A 26,964-nucleotide genomic window follows, 5' to 3' on the forward strand; every position below is an offset into this window, starting at 1 on the left:
CAATTTGTATTTTTACCCAAATTAAATACCTATTAATGGCGAAAGCAAAGAAAACATCAAAATCCAAAACTAAACTGCGTTTTAAAACACCTGATTTTACTCTTAATAATCAGCAAAAATTAGTATTTGGAAGCTTTCTTATAATTTTAGGGATACTACTATTTACAGCATTTTTATCCTTTATTTTCACAGGTAAAGCAGATCAAAGTACTTTAACCGAATTTACTTCTAGACAAGTAGAAACCAAAAACTGGCTAAGCAAAGTTGGTGCTTGGTTAAGTGATGTTTTTATTCAACGTGGTTTTGGTATTGCTGCTTTTATGTTTTCTGGTTTATCGTTTTTATCAGGCATATTTGTACTTATGGATCTTAACAAAAGTAAGTTAAGAAGACATTGGTTTTGGGGCACATTAATTGTGATCTGGATTTCTATATTTTTTGGATTTTTCACTTCAAAAAATGACATTTTAAGTGGTACAATTGGTTTTGAGATTAATACATTTTTTCAAGATTACATTGGTAAATTAGGAACTATACTATTATTAATATTTTGTTTTATCACCTATTTAGCAATCAGATTTAAATTTACACCACAACGTATAGCTGCTTTATTTAACAAAGCAAAAAACAATATTAAAGACGATTTTAACGAAGATTTTACGCCTGTAGACAATTCGCATTCTGAAGAAGCAGAACAAATTAAAACTGCATTTAATGTAAATGAAACTAATGAAGCAAGTAAAGTTGAGGCTGAAACTTCCACAACTATTTCTACAGAAAAAACTACTTCTTTCGAAGTATCTACACCAAAACTAGAAGAAGAAACTATAGAACCTACTTTAAAAACTTCATCTAAAGAAGACGATGACGAAGACGTTAAAATTGAAGTAGAAACGGTAAAAGAAGAAGAATCTGAAACCGATAATCTTGCAAATAAATTAGTTGAAGATTTTGGGCAATTTGATCCAACCTTAGAGTTAGGTAAATACCAATTTCCGCCTTTAGACCTATTAAAAAAATATGATAACGAAGGTGTTACCATAAACCAAGAAGAATTAGAAGAAAACAAAAACCGAATTGTAGAAACTTTAAACAACTACAAAATTGGTATAGATAGCATAAAGGCTACTATTGGACCAACGGTAACTTTATATGAAATTGTACCAGAAGCTGGTGTACGTATTTCAAAAATTAAAAACTTAGAAGATGATATTGCTTTATCTTTGGCAGCGCTTGGTATACGTATAATTGCACCAATTCCTGGTAAAGGAACCATTGGTATAGAAGTACCAAATAAAAATTCTACAATCGTATCTATGCGATCTGTAATTGCGTCTCAAAAATTTCAAAAATCTGAAATGCAATTACCAATTGCAATCGGTAAAACCATTAGTAACGAAACACTTGTGGTTGATCTAGCAAAAATGCCTCACTTACTTATGGCTGGTGCAACAGGACAAGGTAAATCGGTTGGATTAAATGCGGTACTAACTTCCCTTTTATATAAAAAACATCCAGCTGAAGTTAAGTTTGTTTTAGTCGATCCTAAAAAAGTTGAACTTACACTTTTTAATAAAATTGAAAGACACTATCTAGCAAAATTACCAGATAGTGAAGATGCCATTATAACAGATAACACTAAGGTTATAAACACCTTAAATTCACTTTGTATCGAAATGGATAATCGTTACGAATTGCTTAAAAATGCACTTTGTAGAAACATTTCTGAATACAATGCCAAGTTTAAAGCCAGAAAATTAAATCCTAACGACGGACATCAATTTTTACCATACATTGTTTTAGTAGTTGATGAGTTTGCAGATTTAATAATGACAGCTGGTAAAGAAGTAGAAACACCTATTGCACGTTTAGCGCAACTTGCTCGTGCAATTGGTATACACTTAATTATTGCAACACAACGTCCATCTGTTAATGTAATTACAGGTATAATTAAAGCCAATTTCCCAGCAAGAATTGCCTTTAGAGTAACTTCCAAAATAGATTCTCGTACCATTTTGGATGGTGCTGGAGCAGACCAATTAATTGGTCGTGGAGATATGCTTTATACACAAGGTAACGATATGATTCGTATACAATGTGCTTTTGTAGATACTCCAGAAGTAGAAAAAATTGTAGATTTTATTGGTTCTCAAAAAGCATATCCAGATGCTTATCTTTTACCAGAATATGTTGGTGAAGAAAGTGGCACAAGTCTTGATATAGATATTTCGGATAGAGATAAACTCTTCCGTGAAGCTGCAGAAATTATTGTTACAGCACAACAAGGATCTGCGTCTTTACTACAACGTAAACTTAAACTTGGTTACAACCGTGCAGGTCGTATTATAGATCAATTAGAAGCTGCAGGTATAGTTGGTGGTTTTGAAGGTAGTAAAGCAAGACAAGTGCTTGTACCGGATTTACTAGCTTTAGAACAATTATTAGAAAACGAAACTAAATAAAAAAATGAAAAAATTAATTATCCTTTTACTAAGTATTACAACAGGATTTACTGCAATTGCGCAAAACGATACAAAAGCAAAAGCATTGCTTGACGAAGTATCTGCTAAAGCAAAAAACTACGATAATATTAGTATAGATTTTAAATATGTTTTAGAAAATACCGAAGAAAATATTAAACAAGAAACAAGAGGTGATGTTATCATGCAAGGTGATAAATACAAATTAAATATTTTAGGTATTACTAGAATTTACGACGGTAAAAACATTTATAGCATTAGCCCAGAAGACGAAGAAGTTACAATTTCTAAAGGCTCTAATGAAGACGAAAGTACTATAACACCAAGTAAAATGCTTAGTTTTTATAAAGATGGATTTACTTATCAAATGGATATCGAACAGAATGTTCAAGGTAGAAAAATTCAGTTTGTAAAACTTACACCTATAGATTCAAATTCCGAAATTAAATATGTATTATTAGGTATAGACGTGAAAACAAAGCACATTTATAGATTAATAGAAATTGGTAAAAACAGTACAAAAACTACCTTAACTGTTAATTCTTTTAAAACAAACGAAACTTTGTCAAAAACCTTATTTACTTTTGATCAAGCTAAATACAAAGATTACTACATTAATAAATTGGATTAGACCTAAGTGAAAATTTTAGATAGATACATATTAACATCTTATCTTAAAACCTTTATCAGCGTGTTTGTTATACTCATGCTGATTTTTGTTTTACAAGCCATATGGCTGTACATTAAAGAGTTAGCAGGTAAAGATTTAGACTTAGTTACCATATTAAAATTTTTAATGTACATAACACCTACATTAATTCCTTTAATACTACCATTAACCATATTGTTATCTTCTATAATGGTATTTGGTAATTTTGCCGAAAACTACGAGTTTGCTGCAATGAAAAGTACAGGAATCTCCTTACAAAGAGCAATGTCTGGTTTAGGTGTTTTTATTGTAATTCTATCTATCACAACTTTTTTCTTTAGTAATAATGTTATTCCTTGGGCACATTACGAGAGTCACAACTTAAGAAAAAACATAGCAAAATTAAAACCGGCTATGGCAATTGCAGAAGGACAATTTAATGATATTGGAGAGAATTTTAATATTAAGGTTGAAGAAAAAAGCGGCGAAAACGGTAAGTTTTTAAAAGGTGTAACTATACATAAAAAAAGTGCTAAAAGACTATCCGGAAATCATACAGTAATTGTTGCAAAAACAGGTGAATTAGCTAGTGCAGAAGACTCTAATATTTTAAAATTAATTCTATTTGATGGATATTATTATGATGATACGCCACCAAGAGAATTAAAAGAACGTCAAAAAAAACCTTTTGTAAAAAGTGAGTTTAAAAAGCATATAATGAATATAGACTTGACAGAGCTAAATAATGTAGATTTAGAAGAAAAAAATGTCGATAATAAATATACAATGCTTAATATTTCTGAGCTTAATCAAACATTAGACTCATTAAAACAAGGACGACAAGAAGATGTAGAGTTGTTTTCTCAATCCATTTATAATCGTACCAACCTAGCAACTTTAGATATTTCCATTTCGCCTAAAAAAGACTCTATTTACGATGGAAAAATTTTAGATTTATTCGACACTAGATTTAAAGTACAACTACTAGATTACGCTGTTAATAACGTATCAAGTACAATGCAAATCTTAAAGTCTAAACAAAAAACTTTAAAAAATTCTAGTTCTTGGATAAATAAACATGGTATAGAACTTCACAAAAAATTTGCTTTAGCTGTAGCATGTATCATTTTATTTTTTGTTGGTGCACCATTAGGAGCATTAATACGTAAAGGAGGATTAGGATTACCAATGGTAATTGCAATAATTTTATTTTTAACCTATCATTTTATTGGCTTGTTTGCTGAAAATAGTGCGAAAAACGGTAAATTAAATCCTGCGCTTTCGGCTTGGTTTTCGACATTAATTATGTTACCGCTTAGTATATTTTTAACCAAAAGAGCTACAGAAGATAGAGGCTTATTTGAATTTGATCATATTACTGTGCCAATTAAAAATTGGTACAATAATAAATTTGGAAATAAAAACTTAGTAGGTACAGCTTCTGAAGAAAAGAACTCACAAATCGATACCGTTGAACAAGAAAGTATTTCAAAAATAGAAATCGATTCATCTTCTCTAAATAATTACAAAACACTTTCTACAATAAGTATTATTACTTATATGTTAGCTTTAATATTATTTATTCTATACTTCGTATTTAAAAATAATAAGTTACCACAACTTGCTAACGCAGGTATACAGCTAAGTGCAATAAGCTATTTAGTATTTTTATTTAATTACATTAAATTATTTTCACCGGTTAAAAACATATTTAATCAACTAAATATTAAAGATAGTTTACTATCAAAATTTATAGGATTTATTATTTATCCTATCACTCACATAAGCAGAAATCTAAAAGTTAAAACATACAGGTAAACCTTAAAAATACCTTATCTTTGCAAAAATTTTAGGCAGCAATGACAACAAATACATCTATCCAAAAAGAATTACAATTAAATACAATAGAAGAAGCTATCCAGGATATAAAAGCTGGAAAAGTGATAATTGTTGTAGATGATGAAGATAGAGAAAATGAAGGTGATTTTCTTGCTGCTGCAGAGCTAGTTACGCCTGAAATGATCAATTTTATGGCAACGCATGGAAGAGGTTTAATTTGTGCGCCATTAACTGAACATAGATGTGAAGAATTGGATTTACAAATGATGGTTTCTAATAACACAGACCATATGGAGACTGCATTTACAGTTTCAGTAGATTTAAGAGGAAATGGAGTAACTACAGGAATTTCTGCATCCGATAGATCAAAAACTATACAAGCATTAATCAATCCAGAAACAAGACCTTTTGATTTAGCTAGACCAGGTCATATTTTTCCTTTAGTAGCAAAAGAAGGTGGCGTTTTAAGACGTACTGGACATACAGAAGCTGCAATAGATTTTGCTAGACTTGCAGGATTACAACCTGCTGGAGTTATAGTAGAAATTATGAATGAAGATGGTACTATGGCTAGGTTACCACAGTTAATGGAAGTTGCTAAAAAGTTTGATTTAAAAATAGTTTCTATTGAAGATCTAGTTGCCTATAGAATGGATCATGATTCATTAATTCTTAAAAAAGAAGATTTTAATATAGAAACAAGATTTGGAAGTTTTAGATTAAGAGCTTACCAACAAACAACTAATAACCAAATACATATAGCACTTACTAAAGGCGATTGGACTAGTAACGACGAAGTTTTAACAAGAGTAAATTCTACTTTAGTTAATAACGATATTTTAGGTACATTGACTAATAATGCAGATCAAAAACTAGACAATATGTTTAGTGTTATTAATAATGAAGGTCGTGGCGCTATATTATTTATCAATCAGCAGTCAGAAAGCATGAATTTACTTCAAAGACTTTCTTCACTTAAACTAATGCAAGAGCCAAACACTATTGCAAAAGCGCCAGCTATAGCAATGGATAGCAAAGATTTTGGTATTGGTGCGCAAATACTTCATGATTTAAACATTCATAAAATAAAATTGATATCAAACTCGCAACAAACCAAAAGAGTTGGTATGATTGGATATGGATTAGAAATTGTAGATTATGTTAATTATTAAAGTGAATCTTTAATAATTTCTACCATTTTTTCAGCACGCTTTTTTACTTCGTCTTTAGACCAAGAAAGCTTTATTAAACAAGAAATATTTCGTCCAATAAAATGATCAGATTGATCAAAGGTTTTATCTTTTAAATACTTTAGACCTTCTTTTACTTCTGCTGAAATTGGATATAACGATTTAATTTCTTTTAAATGATCCCATTTTCTTACATAATGCCAATTGTTATCATAATAATGAAAACAAGCATCTATACCTTGGTCCTTAAACTTCTTTGAAACCTTTCTAGCTATATCTAAATTTGGTAAATAAAAATTTAAAAAAGCATAACTTTCTTCTCCGCCATCAGGAACTTTTCTAAATGTAATTTCAGAAATTTTAGATAATTCTTCTCTTAATATCGAATAATGCTGTTTTTGAATAGCAATAAATTCTTTTAATCGTCGCACTTGTGCTAATCCTACAGCAGCGTGTAATTCTGAAATCCTGAAATTGTAACCTAAAACAGGATGAGATTCCGCGCCTCTATCTGTACCAATATGGTCGTGACCATGATCACTAAATTGGTCGGCATTTACAGCATATTCTTTGTTATTTGTTAGAATTGCTCCGCCTTCACCACAAGTGATTGTTTTTACAAAATCAAAAGACAAACAACCTACATTGCCATAAGTTCCTAGATATTTGTTTTTGTAAGTTCCTCCAACAGCTTGACAAGCGTCTTCGATTAATTTTAGATTATGAGCATCACATAAAGCTTGTAATGCATCTAAATTTGCCATACTTCCACACATGTGAACAGGCATAATAGCTTTGGTCTTACTTGTTATGGCTTGTTCTACTTTAACAGGATCTAGTGTAAGAGTTTCATCTATATCTACAAGTACAGGTATTGCTCCTAACATCATCACTGCTTCAAAAGTAGCTACAAAAGTAAAAGTTGGCACGATTACTTCATCTCCTGCTCCAACTCCTGCAATCGCAAGTGCTACAGAAACTGCTGCTGTACCACTACTTACTAACTGAACATGATTAACTTTAAGCGTATTTTGTAATTCTTCTTCTAAAGATTTTGCTTTGTAATGTCCTTTTCTTAAAGCATCAAAACCGTAACGCATTAAAATTCCGTTATCAAGTACATCTTTTAGTTCGTTTCGTTCCGCATCGCCAAAAAATTCAAATCCAGGCATAAATATAAATAGTTGTTAGTCGTATTAGTAGTTTTCTATGATAGCGTCTATAAAAGCAAAATGTCTATCAGTTTCTCTTAAAAAAGTATATCCTGATAATTCTCCAATAACTTTTAAGTTATCGTTTAAAGCAACAAGATTTGGGTAACCACCAGATTTATTATATTTTCTAACAACTTCAATATTTTTTTTTCGTTGTTCTGCTGTAATTATATCTGTTCGTCTTGGCATATCTATCATGACCAAAACAAATTGATTTGCTTTTTCTTTAAACTTATCGTTATCAAAAAAATCTTGTTTTAACATCTTACATGGTGCACACCAATCGCTTCCTGTAAATAAGACTAAAATTGGTTTTTTTAAATCCTTAGACGAAGCTTGAGCTTCTTCTAAATCTGTAATCCAATTTAAACCAGATGTATAATCGTCGTCTTGAGAAATACCAATCGAGGTAATTAAAAATGTAAATAGTATTAATACTTTTTTCATTATAAAATTATTTATTACAAAAATATCCTTTTTATACTATAAACAAGAATCTTGCCAATAAATTGTATTATTTATAAATGATGACATCTTCTAAAGGTTTTCTAACTTTTTGTAATGAAGACATTAAATCATCTTTTGCTCTATAACCTATTGGCATGACTAAAACACTTTTTAAGTTTAATTTTTTTAAATTTAAAAGTTCGTCATATTGTTCTGGTACAAAGCCTTCCATAGGACAAGCGTCTATATTAAGCATAGCGCAAACAGTTAATAAGTTACCCATCGCTAGATATGCTTGTTTACTTGCCCATTCAAAAATTTCTTTTTCGGATTTTGCCTTAAAATCTTCTATCAAAAATTTTTTGAAAGGATTTAAGATATCATCTGGCGTATCTCTAACTTTTTTTACTAATTCAAAATACTCTATTATAGTTTGATCATTAATTTTAGTATCAACACAAAATACTAATACGTGTGAAGCTTGTCCTATTTGTTTTTGATACATTGAATGCTCTACCAAATCTTCCTGTACTAATTTATCACTTATTACCATTAATTTTATAGGTTGCAAACCATAGGAAGTTGCAGTTAAATTAAATGCATTAACTATTGTTGATATATCGTTTTCTGGAATAATTTTTTCGCTATCAAAAGATTTAGTAGCATATCTCCAGTTTAATTGTTTTAAAATATCCATTATAAAAATTTTGGCAAAGGTAGTTTAGTTTGCTGATATTGAATACTATTAAATATAAATTTATCTAATGACAGGATTAGAAAATTCTTTTAATCGAAAAAAAATTAAAAAAAAGTGTTATTTTTATTTGAAAAGAAACAAAAAGGTATCTATATTTGCAACCGCATTTGGGAAATCCCAAAACACTCAAGGAGAAATGGCAGAGTGGTCGAATGCGGCAGTCTTGAAAACTGTTGAGGGTCACACCTCCGGGGGTTCGAATCCCTCTTTCTCCGCTTAAACCTGTAAACAAAAGTTTACAGGTTTTTTATTTTAATACCTATTTTAAGTATTTTTAAATTGAATTTAGAAATAGTAAAATGTCTACTCCATTTTCTTCAATTGCTTTATGTTTTTCTGGTGGCGGTTACCGCGCTGCTGGCTTTGCTTTAGGAAGCCTTTCTTTTTTTGAAAAAATAGGATTATTAAACAATATAAAAGCAATTTCTACAGTATCTGGTGGTACAATTACTGGCGTAAAGTACACGCAATCTTTAATTGAAAATCAAACTTTTTCAAAGTTTTTTGAAGAATATTACCAATGGTTAAATGAGGATCAATTAGTTGATAATGCGATTAACCATATTAAAGGTTACAGTGTTTGGAATCAAGCTGAAAATAAACACAAACACAAAAATCCTATCAACGCTTTTGCTATTGAATATAATAAACTAACAAACCATAAAACCTTAGCCGATTTTGAAAATGCTAAAACTCATTTAGATCGTGTTAGTTTTAATGCTACAGATTTTACAAATGCTATTCAGTTTAGGTTTCAAAATAAGGATAAACCGCAACGTTTATTTGGAAATAAATTAATTTCTGAAGACTACAGAAACCTTAAAGACAACATAAAATTAGGAGATATTATTGCAGCGTCTTCTGCGTTTCCTGGTGGATTTGAACCTATTGCTTTTCCTTCAGATTTTATGCCTAATTCTAACCTTAAAGATATTGGTTTGATGGATGGTGGTATTGTAGATAATCAAGGTGCTTCGGTATTTTTAACCACTTCAGAAGACACAAATCCTTATAGCTTGTTCGTAGTTAACGATGTCTCTTCGCCTTATATAAAAGATAATGAGACTTTTGAATTCGCAGAAACCACAAAATTCTCAAAAATAATATCATTTTTAGCTAGCCCAATTGTGCTTGTGCTAATGTTGATCTTAGTCATTTATAGTAACTTAAAAAATTGGTGGTGGCTCTACTCTATTTCACTTATCATTTTTAGTTTACAAGTCGCAATCAATATCATGCTGTTTTACGTAAGCGCTAGCGTGAGTAAAATGACCAATTTAAGTAACACCTTCAAAATTAACCCACAACGCTTAGGTAAATATATTTTAAACCGACTTAGAAGCTTAATGGTAATGTCTGGCGTAGTTATGCTAAAAAACGACAGACGTCAAAACGCCAGTAAACTTTATAAATCTTATAATGAAATTGCTATAACTTCAGCTATTTATGAACTTAGATGTAAAGAGCAAAATAAGCCAGAAAATGCTTTAGAATGGGATAAAATCAAACCTTATACTAAAGATATTTCAGAAAAAATAAAAAAAGTTTCTGCTCATTGCACCGCTTTTGGCACTAACCTTTGGTTTGACAAAGAAGCTAAAGCAAACAATACTTTAAACCAGTTAATTGCTTGTGGTGAGTTTACGACTTGTTACAACTTAATCGCTTATTTAGTAAGATATCACGAAGACAAAATTAATGAGAAAGACAACTATTTAATCGAAATTTTCAACTTGTTATTGAATTATTGGGAAAAATTTCAAGACAATCCAATGTGGCTAGTTAATGAAAGAAGCAAATAAACAATCCTTATCTTTGTGTTGAGAAAGAAAAAATTTAATGAAATTCAACATAAAAAATAGCTTTATTAATCAGCTTCCTGCAGATTCTAAAACAGAAAATAGTCGTAGACAAGTGAAGGAAGCGTGTTACAGCTTTGTTTCACCTAAAAAAACAGCTCATCCAAAGCTAATTCATGTATCTCCTGAAGTATTAGATATCTTAGGTTTAACTACCGAAGACGCAAATACTGAAGCGTTTCTAAACATTTTCACTGGAAATAAAATTCTTGAAAACACTAAACCTTACGCCATGTGTTATGGCGGACACCAATTTGGACATTGGGCAGGACAATTAGGCGATGGTAGAGCTATTAATTTATTTGAAGTTAAACACAATAACACTAACTGGAAATTACAATTAAAAGGTGCTGGAGAAACGCCTTACTCCAGAAGTGCTGATGGATTGGCTGTTTTAAGAAGCTCTATCCGTGAGTATTTATGTAGCGAAGCAATACATCATTTAGGCATACCAACAACACGTGCTTTAAGTTTAGCGCTTACTGGTGACCAAGTATTACGTGATAAATTATATGACGGCAATCCAGAATATGAAAAAGGCGCAATTGTTTGTCGTGTGTCGCAAAGTTTTTTGCGCTTTGGAAATTTTGAAATTTTCTCAGCAAGACAAGATTTTAAAACCTTAAAAACACTTGTAGATTATACCATTAATACACATTATGCTTTCTTAGGAAAACCGAGTAAAGACGTTTATTTAAAGTTTTTTAATGAGGTAGCCAACCGAAGTCTTGATATGGTCATGCATTGGCAACGCGTTGGCTTTGTTCATGGTGTGATGAATACAGATAACATGTCCATTTTAGGGCAAACCATAGATTACGGACCTTATGGTTGGTTAGAAGGTTACGAGCCTGGTTGGACACCAAATACCACAGATGCACAACACAAACGTTACCGTTATGGCGCTCAAGTAGATGTTGTGCATTGGAATTTATTTCAACTCGCTAATGCTTTATATCCTCTAGTTAATGAAGCTGAAGGTTTTGAAGCTATTTTAGGCAACTTCGGAGAACAAAAAATAGAACGTTACAAAGCTATGATGCGTTCTAAATTAGGATTACAATTGAAAGATGAAAAAGATGCTGTTTTAATTCAAGAGTTAGAAGATTGTTTACAGCATATTGAAACCGATTTTACTATATTTTTTAGGTTATTAGCAGATTTTGAAAGTGAAAAACATTCGGAAGGATTTCAATTAATTTCTGAAGCATTTTATACTCCAAAAACAATAACCGAAGCCATCAAAACACGATGGAATTTATGGTTTTTATCTTATGCAGAACGATTAAAGCGTGAGACAATTTCCGCGCAAGCGAGAAAAAAACAAATGAACAGCATTAACCCTAAATACGTTTTAAGAAATTACATGGCGCAACTAGCAATAGACGATGCCAATAAAGGTGATTATGGTTTAATCGACGAGTTATTTAACCTTTTAAAACAACCTTATGCAGAGCAACCAGAACACGAAAAATGGTTTGCAAAACGACCAGAATGGGCAAGACACAAAGTAGGTTGTTCTATGCTATCTTGTAGCTCTTAAAATTAGTATCTTTGCATAAAAGAAATTAGCAATGTCTACAGAGAAAAAACCTGATAATGTAGTGTTTAATACTAACACAAATTCTTATGATGCTGCATTAAAACCTTATGCAACCAATGTTGGTGCGCCAGCAATTGTTGTAAAGGAAAATATTACTTGGAAGAATAAAAACATACATAAAGCCAACAAACAAATTAAGGCAAAATATTTAGAGCTTAAAGCAGAATATGATAGAATGATGGAAGAGCTTGAATATAATAATCTTGTGTATAATGCTAAATTTAATTTCGAGCCTATTTTAGGTGAAGTTTATCACTTGTACAGAGATAAAAACAACTTACCGTTTTTATCAATAATTGCTCCTTCGGAATGTAATTTTGATTTTGTAGGTAGTTTTTATCTTAATTCTGAACACATGTGGAAAAAAGTAGAAAATAATCAATAAAAAAGTCCTAAGCAAAACGCTTAGGACTTTTTTATTCTATTCTAGTAATACAACTAGTTTCCTTTTTTATAATCTTCTAAAAACTTAGCTAAACCACTATCTGTTAATGGATGTTTTAGTAAACCTTCAATAGAACTTAATGGACCTGTCATTACATCTGCACCAATCTTAGCACAATCAATAACGTGCATGGTGTGACGTACAGATGCTGCTAAAATTTCTGTTCCAAAATTATAGTTATCAAAGATGTGTCTAATTTCTGCTATTAGGTTTAATCCATCTGTAGAAATATCATCTAAACGACCAATAAACGGACTCACATAAGTTGCTCCTGCTTTTGCAGCTAATAAGGCTTGACCTGGAGAAAATACTAAAGTTACATTAGTTCTAATTCCTTTATCACTAAAATATTTACAAGCTTTTACACCATCTTTTATCATTGGTAATTTAACAACAATTTGTTCATGTAATTCTGCTAAAGCTTCACCTTCTTTAACCATACCTTCAAAATCTGTTGCAATTACTTCTGCACTAACATCTCCATCTACAATATTGCAAATGTCTACGTAATGCTTCATTATGTTATCATGTCCTGTAATGCCTTCTTTAGCCATTAAAGATGGATTTGTAGTTACTCCATCAAGAATTCCCATATCTTGGGCTTCTTTAATCTGATCTAAGTTAGCAGTATCAATAAAAAATTTCATTTTATATATATTTAGTTGTGTTAATTAATTAGTTTTTACTTGGTAAAAGTAGTAATTATATAAGCGATTACAAAAATAAATAATTAAAAAGTGTATTTTTTACACTTATTAAGTTAAATTATAATTTATAATGATTAATTAGTAGTTTTTCATAGAGTTTATCGGGTAAAACAAACTTTAATACTATCGAAAATTTCTGCATAAATGCACCTACTTTATAATGTATTTTAGGATGTTTTGTATTAATAATTTGATAAACTTTTTTAGCAACTGCTATTGGCGATCCGCTTTCGTCAACTTCTTCATCTATATTATTTAATACGTCTGGATATTTTTTGTATGCAGACGATTTTAAAACTGGTGCATGATAACGTCCTGCAGCAATATTTGTCGCAAAATCACCAGGTGCAAGGTTTGTAAATTTAACTCCAAAATCTTTGGTTTCCATTCGAAGTGCTTCTGTTAAAATTTCTAAAGCACCTTTGCTAGCGCTATAAATTCCTCTGTATGGTAATCCCATATAACCAGCAATAGATGTAATATTAATTACTAAACCAGATTGCTGTTTACGCATTTGTGGTAAAACTGCTTTTATAACGTTAATAGGTCCAAAAAAGTTGGTATTAAAATTATGCTGTATTTGTTCTTGAGGAATTTCTTCTACAGCACCAGTTATACCTACTCCAGCATTATTAATTAATACATCAAGTTGTCCTTCTTTAGATATCACTGTACTTACTGCATCTTGTATACTTTGTACATTGTTTACATCTAATGCTACGAGATTAAATGTGCTATCTGTGTAACGGTTTGGATTACGACTTGTCCCGTAAACCGTATATCCTTTTTGCGTTAAAAATTCTCCAATAGATTTTCCTATTCCAGAAGATCCGCCAGTAATTAATATAACTTTAGACATAGTTTTAGTTTAAAAGTTAAAAGTAAAGAAGTTTGAAAAGTTTGAAACTATAATTACGAGAAAAGATTTGAATAAAGAGTACAAAAAAAGGCAAGCTACCTACATCACACCGCTACGACCGCGTACCTTTGCTTCGTTCCCGACCTGGAGGATTAAGCAGGAGCTGGTTGTGTAGGACTTGCCGGCTGCAAAGATACACACTTTTAAATTTTTCACAATGATTTTTTATAATGAATTTTAATAAATACCTTGCTATCAAATTTAGTTTTACAATGAAAACACTTAAACATCTTACTATCATACTTTTAGCAATTGTCACTTTTTCTTGTGGTGATAACATAGAAACTATAAAAAACAGTTTATCTATTAAAACTAACACAGAAAACGGAACAATTGGCTTAGATAAAACGCTAGAAGTTGCTGTAATTAATCCAAAAAATTTCGAAATTTCTTCAGTAGAATTTTCTTTAGATGGTAAAACAATTTCAGAAAAACAACCACTAAAGGACTTTAAATTAGGCGAACATCAAATTATTGCAAAAGTTACAATAGATGGTAATACGGTAAATATAGAAGAAACCATTTCGATTTTAAACGATAAAAATCCTGAATTCTTAAAAGTAGAAATTATAAATACGTATCCTCATGATAAGACTGCTTTTACCCAAGGATTAGAATTTTATAATGGTGTATTATACGAAAGTACTGGACAACGCGGAGAATCTAAAATTAAAAAAATAGATTATAAAACAGGAGACGTATTGCAAGACATAAGTATTCCTGATGCGTTTTTTGGCGAAGGTATTACTATACTAGATAATACAGTTTACCAATTAACTTGGATGGCAAAAAAAGGATTTACTTACAATGCAGATACTTTAGAAAAAACAGGAAGTTTTAATTATGGAGAAAGTAAAGAAGGTTGGGGATTTTGTAATGATGGTAAACAACTTTACAAAAGCGACGGAACTAGTATAATATGGCTAATTAACCCTGAAACTTTGGTGGAAGAAAATAAAATTCAAGTTTGTACATCTAAAGGAAAAATTGGTCGTCTTAACGAAATTGAATGGGTTAACGACAAAATTTACGCAAATATATGGCAACGTAAAGGTATTGCTGTGATTAATCCTAAAAATGGCGCTGTAGATGCTGTTATAGACTGTAAATTATTAACAGACCAAATCGCTAATTTTTCTTTAGACGAAAACACACTTAACGGTATTGCTTACAATCCAGATACTGAAACCTTCTTTTTAACAGGAAAGCGTTGGGACAAGTTATTTGAGGTAAAGATTGTTAAGTAGATAATTAAGATGAAAATTCATCAAAAACAAATAGTGGTTAGTACAGACGATTTAGATCAAAATAACCATGTAAATAACGTAAGATATGTTAAATGGGTTAATGATATTGCGCTTTCTCACTGGGAAAAAGAAGCTCCAAAACCCATAAAAAATCAACATTTTTGGGTGATGTTATCTCATAATATCGAGTATAAACACCAAATTCTTTTAGGTGAAACCGTTACACTAAAAACGTATGTTCAATCTTGTGAAGGCTTATTTTCTGTAAGAATCGTAGAAATTTTAGTTGACGATAAACTTTGCGCCTATTCTAAAACTAAATGGTGTTTTATGAATAGTGACACTTTAAAACCAAACAGAATTCCGCAAGAAATAATCGACCTGTTTTAATTTATGTCAGTTTAAACCCAATGTACATTCAGATTTCAAAATAATAATTAAGCGTCAGTTCGAGTGATTTTGAGGCACAAAAAAATTGTATCGAGAACTTGTTTGAATTAAAAATTCTACCTTAGATTTTATTAATTTTAATCACACATACTAAATAGCCTTTAAAAAAGTTATATTTTAGTCCAATAATAACGACCTAACCATTACATGAAACGTCTACTCTATCTTATTACAACGTTTATAATTATATTAACATGGAGCTCTTGTCGAAATGATTTTGAGTTTTCTCCAAGCACCGGTAATCTAACCTTTTCTAAAGATACAGTGTACTTAGATACCATTTTTGCTAACATTGGATCAAGTACATATAATTTAAAAGTTTACAATAATTCAGATGAAGACATTTCTATACCTACCATACAATTAAGTAACGGAGAAAACTCTGGTTATAGATTAAATGTCGATGGAATTTCTGGTAAAAGCTTCGAAAATGTACAATTACTAGCAAAAGACAGCATGTTTGTTTTTGTAGAAACTACATACAATACAACAACTAATCCTTTACCAACAACAGAATTTTTATATACAGATGCTATAGAGTTTGACTCAGGCAATAACCTTCAAAAAGTAGAATTAGTCACACTAGTAAAGGACGCTATTTTTATATATCCGGATAGAGACAACACAACACAGGTTATAGAAACGCTTACTTTAACAGTAGATGGCGAACCTGTTGAAACCGAACTTCAAGGTCGCGAGTTGTTACCTGAAGAATTAACCTTTACCAACCAAAAACCATATGTAATTTATGGTTACGCAGCTGTACCAGCTGGCGAAACTTTAACAATAGATGCTGGTGCACGCATTCATTTTCACGCAAATTCTGGATTGATCGTTCAAGAAAATGCTTCTTTAAATGTAAATGGCGCATTAAGTAATGATGAAGAATTACTGGAAAATCAAGTGATTTTTGAAAGCGATCGCTTGGAACCAATTTACAGTGATGTACCAGGACAATGGGGAACAATTTGGCTTTTTGAAAATAGCCAAAACAATACCATTAATTACGCCACAATAAAAAACGGAACGGTTGGAATTTTATCCGATGGTAATGCAGATGCTGTGACAGATAAACTAACTATCACAAATTCTCAAATCTACAACTTTAGCACCTTTGGGATTTTAGGTAGAAATACTTCTATAAATGCGCAAAATATAGTTATTAATAATGCAGGACAGTCTAGTTTTGGTGCAACTTTAGGCGGTAAATACAATGTAACACACAGTACAATTGCTAATTATTGGAGTAATAGTTTTAGACAATTTCCGGCATTACTAATTAACAATTTTGTTTTAGACGAAAACAACACAGCGTTTTTAGCAGACTTAACAGAAGCTAATTTTAACAATTGTATAATTTACGGAAATGATAATCCAGAATTAATTGTAGATGAAATTGAAGACAACAGCGTAATTTTCAATTTTAAATTAACCAACTGTTTACTTAGATTTGATAATAACAGCGGAAACTTCTCAGGAAATAATTACGATTTTTCCAACACAACGCATTATGAAAATATAATCTTTAATCAAGATCCAAATTTTAGAAATCCATCTGCTAACGATTTAATAATTGGCGAAACATCTGCTGCAAATAACCAAGGTAATACTACTTTTGCTACGCAAGTTCCAAATGATATTTTAGGTGTTAATCGTACAGCAAGTCCAGATTTAGGTGCTTATCAGCATGTTATTTTTGAGTAAAAACTTTTTAAAAAGCTAAACTATCTATTCTTATATTTATTGGAATTATTTTTGAAAAAACACCTGATTCAGTTATGATTTCTACTAAATTATTTCCAGTTACTAAATAACTATCTTTAATTTCATCTCCTTCCCAAGCATTTGCTAAAAATTTAGTAGAAATTAGGACAAGTTCAATCCAACCATTATCAGGTATTTTATTTCTATCTACTGTTAAACTATATTTATAATTAAATTCATTAGTTTCTGATTTCCTATTTGTTACTTTTTTACCGTTTTGTGTAATATCCCATTTACTCTTAGTGTGTAAGTAAATTGCATGAATTTCAGGACTCATTTTATTGGATTTATTCTCAATATCTATATACAAATCTATTTTAGCTTTTGCATAATCTTCAGTCTTTGATAAATCTCCCTCAGTTTTTGATGAAATTTCAAAAGGGTTATTATTCTCCTCTTTTAATTCTTCTACAATCCACTTTATATTTCGCTCTAAGCTTTCTTTAAGTTTAACAATAGAATCTTCATAAACAATATGTCTTTTATGCTTTAAATCAAAAGGTATATTATCAGCCTTTTGCGTAGTTAAAATACACCTCTTACCTAATGCATGAGCATATCCTAATTCATAAAATACATTTGGATTTTTATCAGAAAGATCTGCTATTATAAAGTCACAATTTTCAATTTCTGAATATATCTTATCTAACATACCTTCATCAAAAAGTTCCTCATCTAATCTATAAGCTTCAACATTTAAACTTTTAGCTGTTTCTTTAATTCCTATTTGATAAATATCATCAAAATTGGGATTAAATGGAATAATCACAAATGCTTTCATAAATTTTAATTTTTAACCAATTTCATTCTTTTTTATAAGATTCACAAAAAAAGCTCACTTTTTCAGTGAGCTTTTTCTTTCCGCGAAAGCGAAATTATCTATTTAAGCAAATAATGGTAAATCACTCATCATTGCGTTTACTTTTACAGCAATTTCGTCTAACTTTTCTTCGTCTTGGTAATTTGTAATTACCTCATCTATTAAACTTACAATACCTTCCATATCTTCTTCCTTTAATCCTCTTGTAGTAATAGCTGGTGTACCAACTCTTATTCCAGAAGTAACAAACGGACTTTTATCGTCAAAAGGCACCATATTTTTATTTACGGTAATATCTGCTTTTACTAACGCTTGTTCTGCATCTTTACCGGTAATATTTTTGTTACGTAAATCTATTAACATCATGTGGTTATCAGTTCCACCAGAAATAATATTATAACCACGATCTACAAACGCTTTTGCCATAGCTGCTGCGTTTTTCTTTACTTGTAACATGTAATGTAAAAAGTCGTCACTTAGCGCTTCGCCAAAAGCAATTGCTTTAGCTGCAATAATATGCTCTAATGGTCCACCTTGATTACCAGGAAAAACACCAGAGTCTAATAAAGAAGACATCATACGAGGTTTTCCGTTTTTAAGTGTAATGCCAAACGGATTTTCAAAATCTTTACCCATTAGTATTAATCCGCCTCTTGGTCCACGTAATGTTTTATGTGTTGTAGTAGTAACAATATGACAATGTGGTATAGGATCGTTTAAAATCCCTTTGGCAATTAATCCTGAAGGATGAGAAATATCTGCTAGTAAGATTGCGCCAACGCTATCTGCTATCTCTCTAAAACGTTTAAAATCTATATCTCTAGAGTAAGCAGAAGCACCAGCAATTATTAATTGAGGCTGCTCTTTTGTTGCTATCTCTTGTATTTTATCATAATTTAAAACGCCTGTTTGTTCTTCTACACCATAAAAAACAGGATTATAAAGTTTACCAGAAAAGTTAACAGGAGAACCGTGTGTTAAATGTCCTCCATGTGATAAATCAAAACCTAAAATTTTGTCACCAGGTTTTAAACACGCATGGTAAACAGCAGTATTTGCTTGGCTTCCAGAATGTGGTTGCACATTAGCATACGCTGCTCCAAATAAAGTTTTAGCACGATCTATTGCTATTTGCTCTACCTCGTCCACTACTTCACAACCGCCATAATAGCGTTTTCCTGGATAACCTTCGGCGTATTTATTAGTTAAAACAGATCCTGCAGCTTCCATAACTTGGTCGCTAACAAAATTTTCAGATGCTATTAATTCTATACCGTGTAGCTGTCTATCTTTTTCAGCTCTTATTAGTTCAAAAATTTGTTCGTCGCGTTGCATATTTATTGATACTCGTTAAAAATTTATCAAAAATAAGAAATATGCCTTGTAAATAATTGAAAAAACATATATTTACTAATAATTTATAAACAACAAATCAACAATATTATATGCCTTTATCAGCTAATAATCCAGATAGAAAATCGTGGTTACACGTCGATAAAAACTCAGACTTTCCAATACAAAACATACCTTTTGGTGTTTTCTTAACAAGAGACGATATTATTACCATTGGTACTAGAATTGGTGATACAGCGATAGATTTAGGAGCTTTACACCAACTTGGATATTTTGACGGTATACCATTAACAGACGATATTTTTCTTCAGGATACATTAAACGATTTTATCGCAGATGGCAGACAAACTTGGCGCGCTGTAAGAAATAGAATTGCCGAAATTTTTGACGCAGACAATGATGCTTTAAAAAACAATGTAAAACATAAAGAAATTGTTCTATTTAGATTAGATGAAATAGAAATGCAATTACCTGTTCAAGTTGGTGACTATACAGATTTTTACTCAAGTATAGAACATGCAACTAATGTAGGAACAATGTTTAGAGATCCAGATAATGCGTTACTACCTAACTGGCTTCACATACCTGTTGGATATCATGGTAGAAGTAGCTCTATAATACCTTCTGGTATTCCTGTACATAGACCGCAAGGACAAACTTTACCTGCTGGCGAAACTGAGCCTGTTTTTGGACCAAGTAAATTAGTAGATTTTGAATTAGAAATGGCATTTATTACTACAGATGCGAATGATTTAGGTGAACCTATTCCTGTAGACGAAGCTGAAGAATACATCTTCGGATTAGTGTTATTTAATGATTGGTCTGCACGTGATATCCAAAAATGGGAATATGTACCATTAGGTCCGTTTTTAGCTAAAAACTTTGCTTCTTCTGTGTCTCCTTGGATTGTAACTTTAGATGCGTTACAACCTTTCAAAACAGATGGTCCTAAACCGCTAAAAAAACAATTACCATACCTTCAACAAAAAGGTCAAAAAAGTTACGATATTAATTTAGAAGTTGCTATTCAACCAGAAAAAGCTAAAGAAAAAGTGGTTAGTAAATCTAACTTTAAATATATGTATTGGAGTATGTCGCAACAATTAGCGCATCACACCGTAAATGGTTGTCCGGTAAATTCTGGAGATTTAATGGGAAGTGGTACAATATCAGGACCAACTCCAGATAGTTTTGGATCTATGCTAGAATTAACTTGGCGAGGAGAAAAACCAATTAAAATGGCAGATGGTACAGAACGTAAATTTATTAACGATAATGACACCGTAATAATGCGAGGTTATTGCGAAAAAGATGGTACTAGAATTGGTTTTGGTGAAGTAAAAACAAAACTACTTCCTGTTTTCGAACCAAAAAAAAATAAATAAAATAAGTTACTTAAATATACATTTTTTAAACCCTTTAGAAAACTAAAGGGTTTATTTTTTTAGTTTTGGCACACATCTTGAAATTAGACTTAACCTACAAACCCAAAAACCTATAAAAGATGAAAAACTTTACAATTATTACAGTACTTTTTCTGGTGCTATCATCTTGCGTTGGAAGAAAACAAATCGAAAAGCAACTTAATACTGGTAATTATGATCAGGCAATTAATAATGCTTTAAAAAAATTAGAAACCAATAAAAATGTAAAGCGTAAACAAGATTATGTGTATATGCTAAGAGAAGCATATTACAAAGTTGTTGAAGATAATCTTTACAGAATAGATCAATTAATTAAAGATGGTAATCCAGAATATTATCAAGACATATTTAATATTTACAGACAATTAGATAGTAGACAAAACTCAATAAAAAGTGTTTTGCCACTACATTTAAATGGTAAAGAAGTTAAATTTAAATTTAATAATTATACGTCTAATATTGTTGCTTATAAAAACAAAGTATCAGATTATAAATACGAGCAGGCAAAACAATTATTAGCAACTAATGCAAAATATGATGCTAGACAAGCTTATACGCTTTTAGAAGATATTGAAGCTATAAACCCTAACTTTAAAGACATTAGAGAATTAATGGATCAAGCCCATTTTATTGGAACAGTCTTTGTTTTAGTAGCTGTTAAAAATGAAACTAATCAAATTGTACCAACACGATTAGAAGACGATTTATTAAATCTTGATACTTACGGACTGAATAATAAATTTTGGACAAGTTACCATTCTACACCTTTAAGTGATATAAGCTATGATTATAGCATGGATTTAGAGCTAAAAAGAATTAACATTTCTCCAGAACATGTTTACGAAAAACAACAATTAAGAGAATTAGAAGTTGTAGATGGTTGGGGATATGTTTTAGATGAAAACGGTAACGTTGCCAAAGACAGTTTAGGAAACGATATAAAACAAGATAAAATAGTTACAGTTAGAGCTAGATTTTTTGAAATTCAGCAAGTAAAATCTACACAAGTCATTGGTAAAGTTGTTTTTACAGATTTAAAACTGAACCAAATATTGGAAAGTTTTCCAATAGATTCAGAATTTATTTTTGAAAACTTCTACGGTAGAGTAAATGGAGACCGTAGAGCTTTAAATGAAGACGATATACAATTACTTGGTAATCGTGCAGTACCATTCCCTTCAAACGAACAAATGGTCTTTGATACCGGCGAAGATTTAAAGCTAAAATTAAAAGATATAATAAGGCGAATGACGTTCTCCTAATCACAAAACTCTCAATAACAATTGAGAGTTTTTTTATGTAAAAAAGTCTTTTAAACCAGTTAAAATACTTTGTACGGCATAAGACGCCAAAATTAGTCCCATTATTTTACTAATTACGGTAATACCATACTCGCCTATTTTTTTTTGCACTCCATTTGCAGCCAATAATAATATACCTGTTAGAGCAATAACAAACATAACAAGTAATGTTGTTACAATTTGTTGATTTATAGTATAAATATGATTGTCTGTCATTAATACTACAGCCATAATTGCGCCAGGAGAAGCTATTGAAGGAATTGCTACAGGAAAAATAGTTACGTGTTTATAATCTGTAATTAAATGTTTTTCGCTTTCTGGTTTACCACTACCAAATATCATTGTCAAAGCAAACAAAAACAGAATGACGCCACCAGAAATCTGAAAGGCATCTAATGTTACATTCATTCCTTCTAAAATTAATTGTCCGATTACAATAAAAAATAGAAGTACAAAAAATGCTATAATACAAGCTCTAATAGCTACACGTTTTTTGTATTTGACATCTAAATGTTTGGTTGCTTCCAAATACACAGGTACAGATCCTAATGGATCAATTACTGCGATTAAAAATAATATGGTTGTAATAAATTCTTTCATTATTATAAATCAACACCTTTTGTTGTAAATGATAAACCTTGTTGTCCAGATGTAGATATCATTACAGCTTCAAAATAAGGTTGCGATGTTTGATGATCTACTTGCCATTCAAACATAAAATTTGCGCCTGTTCCGCCTTCTTTATCTTTTTCATCAATAACAATTTCTATAGTTTGCATTGGTTTTACAAAAATAGTTTGTTTGATATAATGTCTTATTAAGTCACCTTTTGTATTGTAATAATCTGCCTTCTTAATATAAATTGTATCTGTTGTGCTAACATTTCTTATACTTACTGTAGCTGTTAAATCGTGTGTTTTATGTTCTGTTGTGCTATAAATTTGAGAATACACAGATAAATAGGTATGACCTGTTATTAAAGAATCGGATACAGTACCATTAAACACCATAGACTGTAAATTACTTGATGGTTTAGGCTCGTTTGCTTGTTTGGATTGACAAGCACAAAGACTAACAATTGCTAATAAAACAAGAATATTTTTCATGTAGATTAATTTTAAACAAAGTTACTTAAATCTAAGTCATTAATAGCACCATGACTTGCATTTGCAACAGTAATTCCATTTTTTATCACTAATAATTGTGGTGATTGATGCATAACTTGAAATTTATAACCAACCTCATTAGATACATCTCTATAACTCAACAAATCCAAATAATATAAATCTGCATTAAGGTCTAAATCATAGGCTTCAGTAAATTGGTTTAACACCATTCTACTTATACCACATCTGGTAGAATGTTTAAAGATTAGTTGTGTTTTTCCTTTAGATGAAAGTTCTATTTCATCTAATTGATCAATAGTTGTTAAATTCTGCCAAGGAAGTACTTTCTCTTCTTTAGGCGTTTTATTGTTTCCAAATAGTTTTCCAAACATATTGTATACTTCGTTTTTCCGCTAAAGCGAAAGTTAAATTTATATAGTAAGTCGACTTCATTTTTAAAACTTACAAACTGACTAAAAGTCATTAAAAACCAGTAGATAACAGACATTTTGTCGCTAAAATACTATTGGTAAGATAATTGAAATATAGCAATCAAACGTTGCTAAATTTTAAAAAAAATGAACTTAAACAATTATACAATAAAATCGCAAGAAGCCATACAACAATCGCAACAAATTGCGCAAAGTTATGGGCATCAACAAATAGAAAACGAACACCTTTTTAAAGGTATCTTAGAAGTTGATGAAAACGTGTTACCATTTTTATTAAAAAAACTAAATGTTAACACAACAGTACTAAAACAAGCTTTAGACAAACAACTAGAAAGCTTTTCTAAAGTGTCTGGCGCAGATCTAATGTTATCGCGCGAAGCTGGAAAAACACTTAACGAAGCGTCTATCATTGCTAAAAACATGAAAGACGATTTTGTATCTATAGAGCATTTAATCTTAGCCATCTTAAAATCTAACAGCAAGATTGCACAAATGCTTAAAGACCAAAGCGTGACAGAAAAAGGTCTAAAAGCTGCAATAGAAGAGCTTAGAAAAGGTGATCGCGTAACGTCTCAAAGTCAAGAAGACACTTATAATTCTTTAAACAAATACGCAAAAAACCTAAATCAATTAGCAAAAGACGGTAAGCTAGATCCAGTAATTGGTCGTGACGAAGAGATTAGACGTATTTTACAAATCTTGTCACGTCGTACTAAAAACAACCCTATCTTGGTAGGTGAACCTGGTACTGGTAAAACCGCTATTGCCGAAGGTTTAGCGCATCGTATTGTAGATGGTGACGTACCTGAAAACTTAAAAGAAAAGCAAATTTTTGCTCTAGACATGGGCGCACTTATTGCTGGTGCTAAATTTAAAGGTGAATTTGAAGAGCGTCTTAAAGCTGTAATCAAAGAAGTAACGACTAGCGAAGGTGATATCGTACTTTTTATAGACGAAATACATACGCTTGTTGGTGCTGGTGGCGGACAAGGTGCAATGGACGCAGCAAACATCCTAAAACCTGCATTAGCGCGTGGTGAGTTAAGATCTATTGGTGCAACAACACTTGACGAGTATCAAAAATACTTCGAAAAAGACAAAGCTCTAGAACGTCGTTTTCAAAAAGTAATGGTAGACGAGCCAGATACAGAAAGCGCCATTTCTATACTTAGAGGTATTAAAGAAAAATACGAAACGCATCATAAAGTACGTATTAAAGACGAAGCTATTATTGGTGCTGTTGAGTTATCTCAACGTTACATTACCAACAGATTTTTACCAGATAAAGCTATCGATTTAATGGATGAAGCAGCTTCAAAACTGCGTATGGAAATTAATTCAAAACCAGAAGAATTAGATGTTTTGGATAGAAAAATCATGCAGTTAGAAATTGAAATCGAAGCCATTAAACGCGAAAAAGATGAAGTAAAACTGAAATCTTTAAGAAGTGATTTAGCTAACCTTAAAGAAGAACGTAATGAAATTAATGCCAAGTGGAAAAGCGAAAAAGAAGTTGTAGACAATATCCAAAACACAAAACAAGATATTGAAAACTTTAAGCTTGAAGCTGAACGTGCTGAACGAGAAGGTAACTATGGTAAAGTAGCCGAGCTTAGATATGGTAAAATAAAAGAAGCGCAAGAAAAACTGGAAAGCCTTCAAAAAGACTTGCAATCGCAATCAGAACATAGTTTGATTAAAGAAGAAGTTAACTATGATGATATTGCAGAAGTTGTTGCAAAATGGACAGGTATTCCTGTTACAAAAATGCTTCAAAGCGAACGCGAAAAGCTTTTAAAGTTAGAAGACGAACTTCACAAACGTGTGGTTGGTCAAGAAGAAGCTATTGAAGCAGTAAGTGATGCTGTTAGACGTAGTCGCGCAGGTTTACAAAATCCAGAAAAACCAATTGGTACATTCCTGTTTTTAGGAACAACTGGTGTTGGTAAAACAGAACTTGCTAAAGCGTTAGCCGAATATCTTTTTGATGACGAAAACGCAATGACACGTATTGATATGAGCGAATATCAAGAACGTCACGCTGTTAGCAGATTAGTTGGTGCGCCTCCAGGATATGTTGGCTACGACGAAGGTGGACAATTAACAGAAGCCGTTAGACGTAAACCTTATTCTGTAGTATTGTTAGACGAAATTGAAAAAGCACATCCAGATACGTTCAATATTTTATTACAAGTTCTAGACGAAGGTCATTTAACAGATAATAAAGGACGATTAGCAGACTTTAAAAACACTATTATAATCATGACTTCAAACATGGGAAGTCACATTATACAAGAGCGTTTTGAAGCTACCAAAGATGTAGAATCTGCAATGGAAGCAGCAAAAGTTGAAGTATTAGGTTTACTAAAACAAACGGTTAGACCAGAGTTTTTAAACCGTATTGATGATACTATTATGTTTACACCATTAACACAAGACAACATTACCCAAATTGTTGGATTACAGTTAAAAAGTGTTACAAAAATGATCGGAAAACAAGGTATAACTTTTGATGCGACACCAGAAGCAATAGCGTATTTAGCTCAAAAAGGTTATAATCCAGAATACGGAGCAAGACCAGTTAAACGCGTCATACAAAAAGAAGTTTTAAATCAATTAAGTAAAGAGATTTTAGCTGGAAAAATAAATACAGACAGTATCATTTTATTGGATGCTTTTGATGGAGAATTAGTGTTTAGAAATCAAGGCGATTTAGTTCAAGAAGAATTTTAAATGTTCACATTTTCAGCAAAACTCACAAAGTTTTGTTAATTCAAAAAATCAATAAAATAATAAAATACCAAGACCGTTTTCATAATTGGTTGGTTAGTTGAAAAAGCAACGCAATACTTTTCTTACAAGTGGCGCGTTGCTTTTTTTTAACACAATAGTAACATATTATTTTGTATCTTCATAAGTAAGTAACTTACTATAAATC

23 protein-coding genes, 1 tRNA gene and 1 other RNA gene are annotated in these 26,964 nt (G+C 31.2%); 14 read left to right on the forward strand and 11 right to left on the reverse strand.

The features are described 5' to 3' along the window. Positions 1-35: 35 nt before the first annotated feature. The 4 genes from IFB02_RS13560 to ribB are packed head-to-tail and all read left to right on the forward strand — an operon-like array spanning position 36 to position 6,140. Complete coding sequence (locus IFB02_RS13560; protein ID WP_106688907.1) at positions 36-2,462, forward strand: DNA translocase FtsK; 2,427 nt, start codon at positions 36-38, stop codon at positions 2,460-2,462. A gap of 4 nt (positions 2,463-2,466) precedes the next feature. Beyond that, entirely contained in the window at positions 2,467-3,111 is a 645-nt protein-coding gene (locus IFB02_RS13565; RefSeq protein ID WP_106688908.1) for a LolA family protein, read from the forward strand. Between the two features lie 6 nt (positions 3,112-3,117). Then, positions 3,118-4,947, forward strand: coding sequence for an LptF/LptG family permease (locus IFB02_RS13570; RefSeq protein ID WP_106688909.1), 1,830 nt, complete (start codon positions 3,118-3,120; stop codon positions 4,945-4,947). Positions 4,948-4,988: 41 nt separating this feature from the next. Next, the gene (gene ribB / locus IFB02_RS13575) at positions 4,989-6,140 is read left to right on the forward strand and encodes a 3,4-dihydroxy-2-butanone-4-phosphate synthase (protein WP_106688910.1); all 1,152 of its coding nucleotides are present in this window, start codon (positions 4,989-4,991) and stop codon (positions 6,138-6,140) included. On the opposite strand, the gene IFB02_RS13580 is transcribed toward ribB, so the two are convergent. From IFB02_RS13580 to IFB02_RS13590, 3 genes are all read right to left on the reverse strand, one after another. Further along, positions 6,137-7,330, reverse strand: coding sequence for a DegT/DnrJ/EryC1/StrS family aminotransferase (locus IFB02_RS13580; protein ID WP_106688911.1), 1,194 nt, complete (start codon positions 7,328-7,330; stop codon positions 6,137-6,139). The two genes, ribB and IFB02_RS13580, sit on opposite strands and share 4 nt — an antisense overlap. Before the next feature lie 24 nt (positions 7,331-7,354). After that, positions 7,355-7,819: a thioredoxin family protein gene (locus IFB02_RS13585; RefSeq protein ID WP_106688912.1), complete on the reverse strand. Its 465-nt coding sequence runs from the start codon at positions 7,817-7,819 to the stop codon at positions 7,355-7,357. 67 nt (positions 7,820-7,886) lie between these two features. After that, positions 7,887-8,516: an NAD(P)H-dependent oxidoreductase gene (locus IFB02_RS13590; RefSeq protein WP_106688913.1), complete on the reverse strand. Its 630-nt coding sequence runs from the start codon at positions 8,514-8,516 to the stop codon at positions 7,887-7,889. A gap of 190 nt (positions 8,517-8,706) precedes the next feature. On the opposite strand from IFB02_RS13590, the gene IFB02_RS13595 reads away from it, so the two are divergent. The 4 genes from IFB02_RS13595 (at position 8,707) to IFB02_RS13610 (ending at position 12,423) form a co-directional block, all read left to right on the forward strand. Continuing rightward, positions 8,707-8,791, forward strand: a tRNA-Ser gene (locus IFB02_RS13595). Between the two features lie 84 nt (positions 8,792-8,875). Next, entirely contained in the window at positions 8,876-10,378 is a 1,503-nt protein-coding gene (locus IFB02_RS13600; RefSeq protein ID WP_106688914.1) for a patatin-like phospholipase family protein, read from the forward strand. 37 nt (positions 10,379-10,415) lie between these two features. Beyond that, positions 10,416-11,978 (forward strand): protein adenylyltransferase SelO, encoded by a 1,563-nt coding sequence (locus IFB02_RS13605; RefSeq protein ID WP_106688915.1) that lies wholly within the window; start codon positions 10,416-10,418, stop codon positions 11,976-11,978. Between the two features lie 31 nt (positions 11,979-12,009). Continuing rightward, a complete protein-coding gene (locus tag IFB02_RS13610) occupies positions 12,010-12,423 on the forward strand; it encodes a DUF2452 domain-containing protein (RefSeq protein WP_106688916.1) in 414 nt (137 codons plus the stop codon). 53 nt (positions 12,424-12,476) lie between these two features. Here IFB02_RS13610 and fsa read toward each other — a convergent pair whose 3' ends face one another. From fsa to ffs, 3 genes are all read right to left on the reverse strand, one after another. Beyond that, entirely contained in the window at positions 12,477-13,130 is a 654-nt protein-coding gene (fsa, locus tag IFB02_RS13615) for a fructose-6-phosphate aldolase (RefSeq protein ID WP_106688917.1), read from the reverse strand. 118 nt (positions 13,131-13,248) lie between these two features. Then, positions 13,249-14,049, reverse strand: coding sequence for an SDR family oxidoreductase (locus IFB02_RS13620; protein ID WP_106688918.1), 801 nt, complete (start codon positions 14,047-14,049; stop codon positions 13,249-13,251). Between the two features lie 85 nt (positions 14,050-14,134). Continuing rightward, positions 14,135-14,233, reverse strand: an RNA gene (ffs, locus tag IFB02_RS13625) — signal recognition particle sRNA small type. An 88-nt stretch (positions 14,234-14,321) separates the two neighbouring features. Between ffs and IFB02_RS13630 the strand changes: the two genes are divergently transcribed. The 3 genes from IFB02_RS13630 to IFB02_RS13640 all read left to right on the forward strand — a co-directional run bounded on the left by IFB02_RS13630 (position 14,322) and on the right by IFB02_RS13640 (position 17,510). Beyond that, complete coding sequence (locus IFB02_RS13630; RefSeq protein ID WP_106689219.1) at positions 14,322-15,356, forward strand: glutaminyl-peptide cyclotransferase; 1,035 nt, start codon at positions 14,322-14,324, stop codon at positions 15,354-15,356. A gap of 9 nt (positions 15,357-15,365) precedes the next feature. Further along, complete coding sequence (locus IFB02_RS13635; RefSeq protein ID WP_106688919.1) at positions 15,366-15,746, forward strand: acyl-CoA thioesterase; 381 nt, start codon at positions 15,366-15,368, stop codon at positions 15,744-15,746. A gap of 207 nt (positions 15,747-15,953) precedes the next feature. Next, entirely contained in the window at positions 15,954-17,510 is a 1,557-nt protein-coding gene (locus IFB02_RS13640) for a hypothetical protein (protein ID WP_191072867.1), read from the forward strand. A 7-nt stretch (positions 17,511-17,517) separates the two neighbouring features. Here IFB02_RS13640 and IFB02_RS13645 read toward each other — a convergent pair whose 3' ends face one another. Beyond that, positions 17,518-18,351 (reverse strand): TIR domain-containing protein, encoded by an 834-nt coding sequence (locus IFB02_RS13645; RefSeq protein WP_106688921.1) that lies wholly within the window; start codon positions 18,349-18,351, stop codon positions 17,518-17,520. 102 nt (positions 18,352-18,453) lie between these two features. Further along, positions 18,454-19,725: a serine hydroxymethyltransferase gene (glyA, locus tag IFB02_RS13650; RefSeq protein ID WP_106688922.1), complete on the reverse strand. Its 1,272-nt coding sequence runs from the start codon at positions 19,723-19,725 to the stop codon at positions 18,454-18,456. A gap of 110 nt (positions 19,726-19,835) precedes the next feature. Here glyA and fahA point away from each other — a divergent pair, with 110 nt between their 5' ends. Then, a complete protein-coding gene (fahA, locus tag IFB02_RS13655) occupies positions 19,836-21,128 on the forward strand; it encodes a fumarylacetoacetase (protein ID WP_106688923.1) in 1,293 nt (430 codons plus the stop codon). 119 nt (positions 21,129-21,247) lie between these two features. Then, positions 21,248-22,429, forward strand: a complete 1,182-nt coding sequence (locus IFB02_RS13660; RefSeq protein WP_106688924.1) for a hypothetical protein — start codon at positions 21,248-21,250, stop codon at positions 22,427-22,429. 33 nt (positions 22,430-22,462) lie between these two features. On the opposite strand, the gene IFB02_RS13665 is transcribed toward IFB02_RS13660, so the two are convergent. The 3 genes from IFB02_RS13665 to ytxJ are packed head-to-tail and all read right to left on the reverse strand — an operon-like array spanning position 22,463 to position 23,966. Further along, positions 22,463-23,068, reverse strand: coding sequence for a MarC family protein (locus IFB02_RS13665; RefSeq protein ID WP_191072868.1), 606 nt, complete (start codon positions 23,066-23,068; stop codon positions 22,463-22,465). Between the two features lie 2 nt (positions 23,069-23,070). Further along, a complete protein-coding gene (locus tag IFB02_RS13670; protein ID WP_191072869.1) occupies positions 23,071-23,574 on the reverse strand; it encodes a DUF3124 domain-containing protein in 504 nt (167 codons plus the stop codon). An 11-nt stretch (positions 23,575-23,585) separates the two neighbouring features. Next, positions 23,586-23,966 (reverse strand): bacillithiol system redox-active protein YtxJ, encoded by a 381-nt coding sequence (gene ytxJ / locus IFB02_RS13675; RefSeq protein ID WP_191072870.1) that lies wholly within the window; start codon positions 23,964-23,966, stop codon positions 23,586-23,588. Between the two features lie 186 nt (positions 23,967-24,152). Between ytxJ and clpB the strand changes: the two genes are divergently transcribed. Then, positions 24,153-26,759: an ATP-dependent chaperone ClpB gene (gene clpB / locus IFB02_RS13680; protein ID WP_191072871.1), complete on the forward strand. Its 2,607-nt coding sequence runs from the start codon at positions 24,153-24,155 to the stop codon at positions 26,757-26,759. The last annotated feature ends 205 nt before the right edge of the window (positions 26,760-26,964 follow it).

The organism is Mesoflavibacter profundi (genome assembly GCF_014764305.1).
GTDB classification, from domain to species: Bacteria; Bacteroidota; Bacteroidia; order Flavobacteriales; family Flavobacteriaceae; genus Mesoflavibacter; species Mesoflavibacter profundi.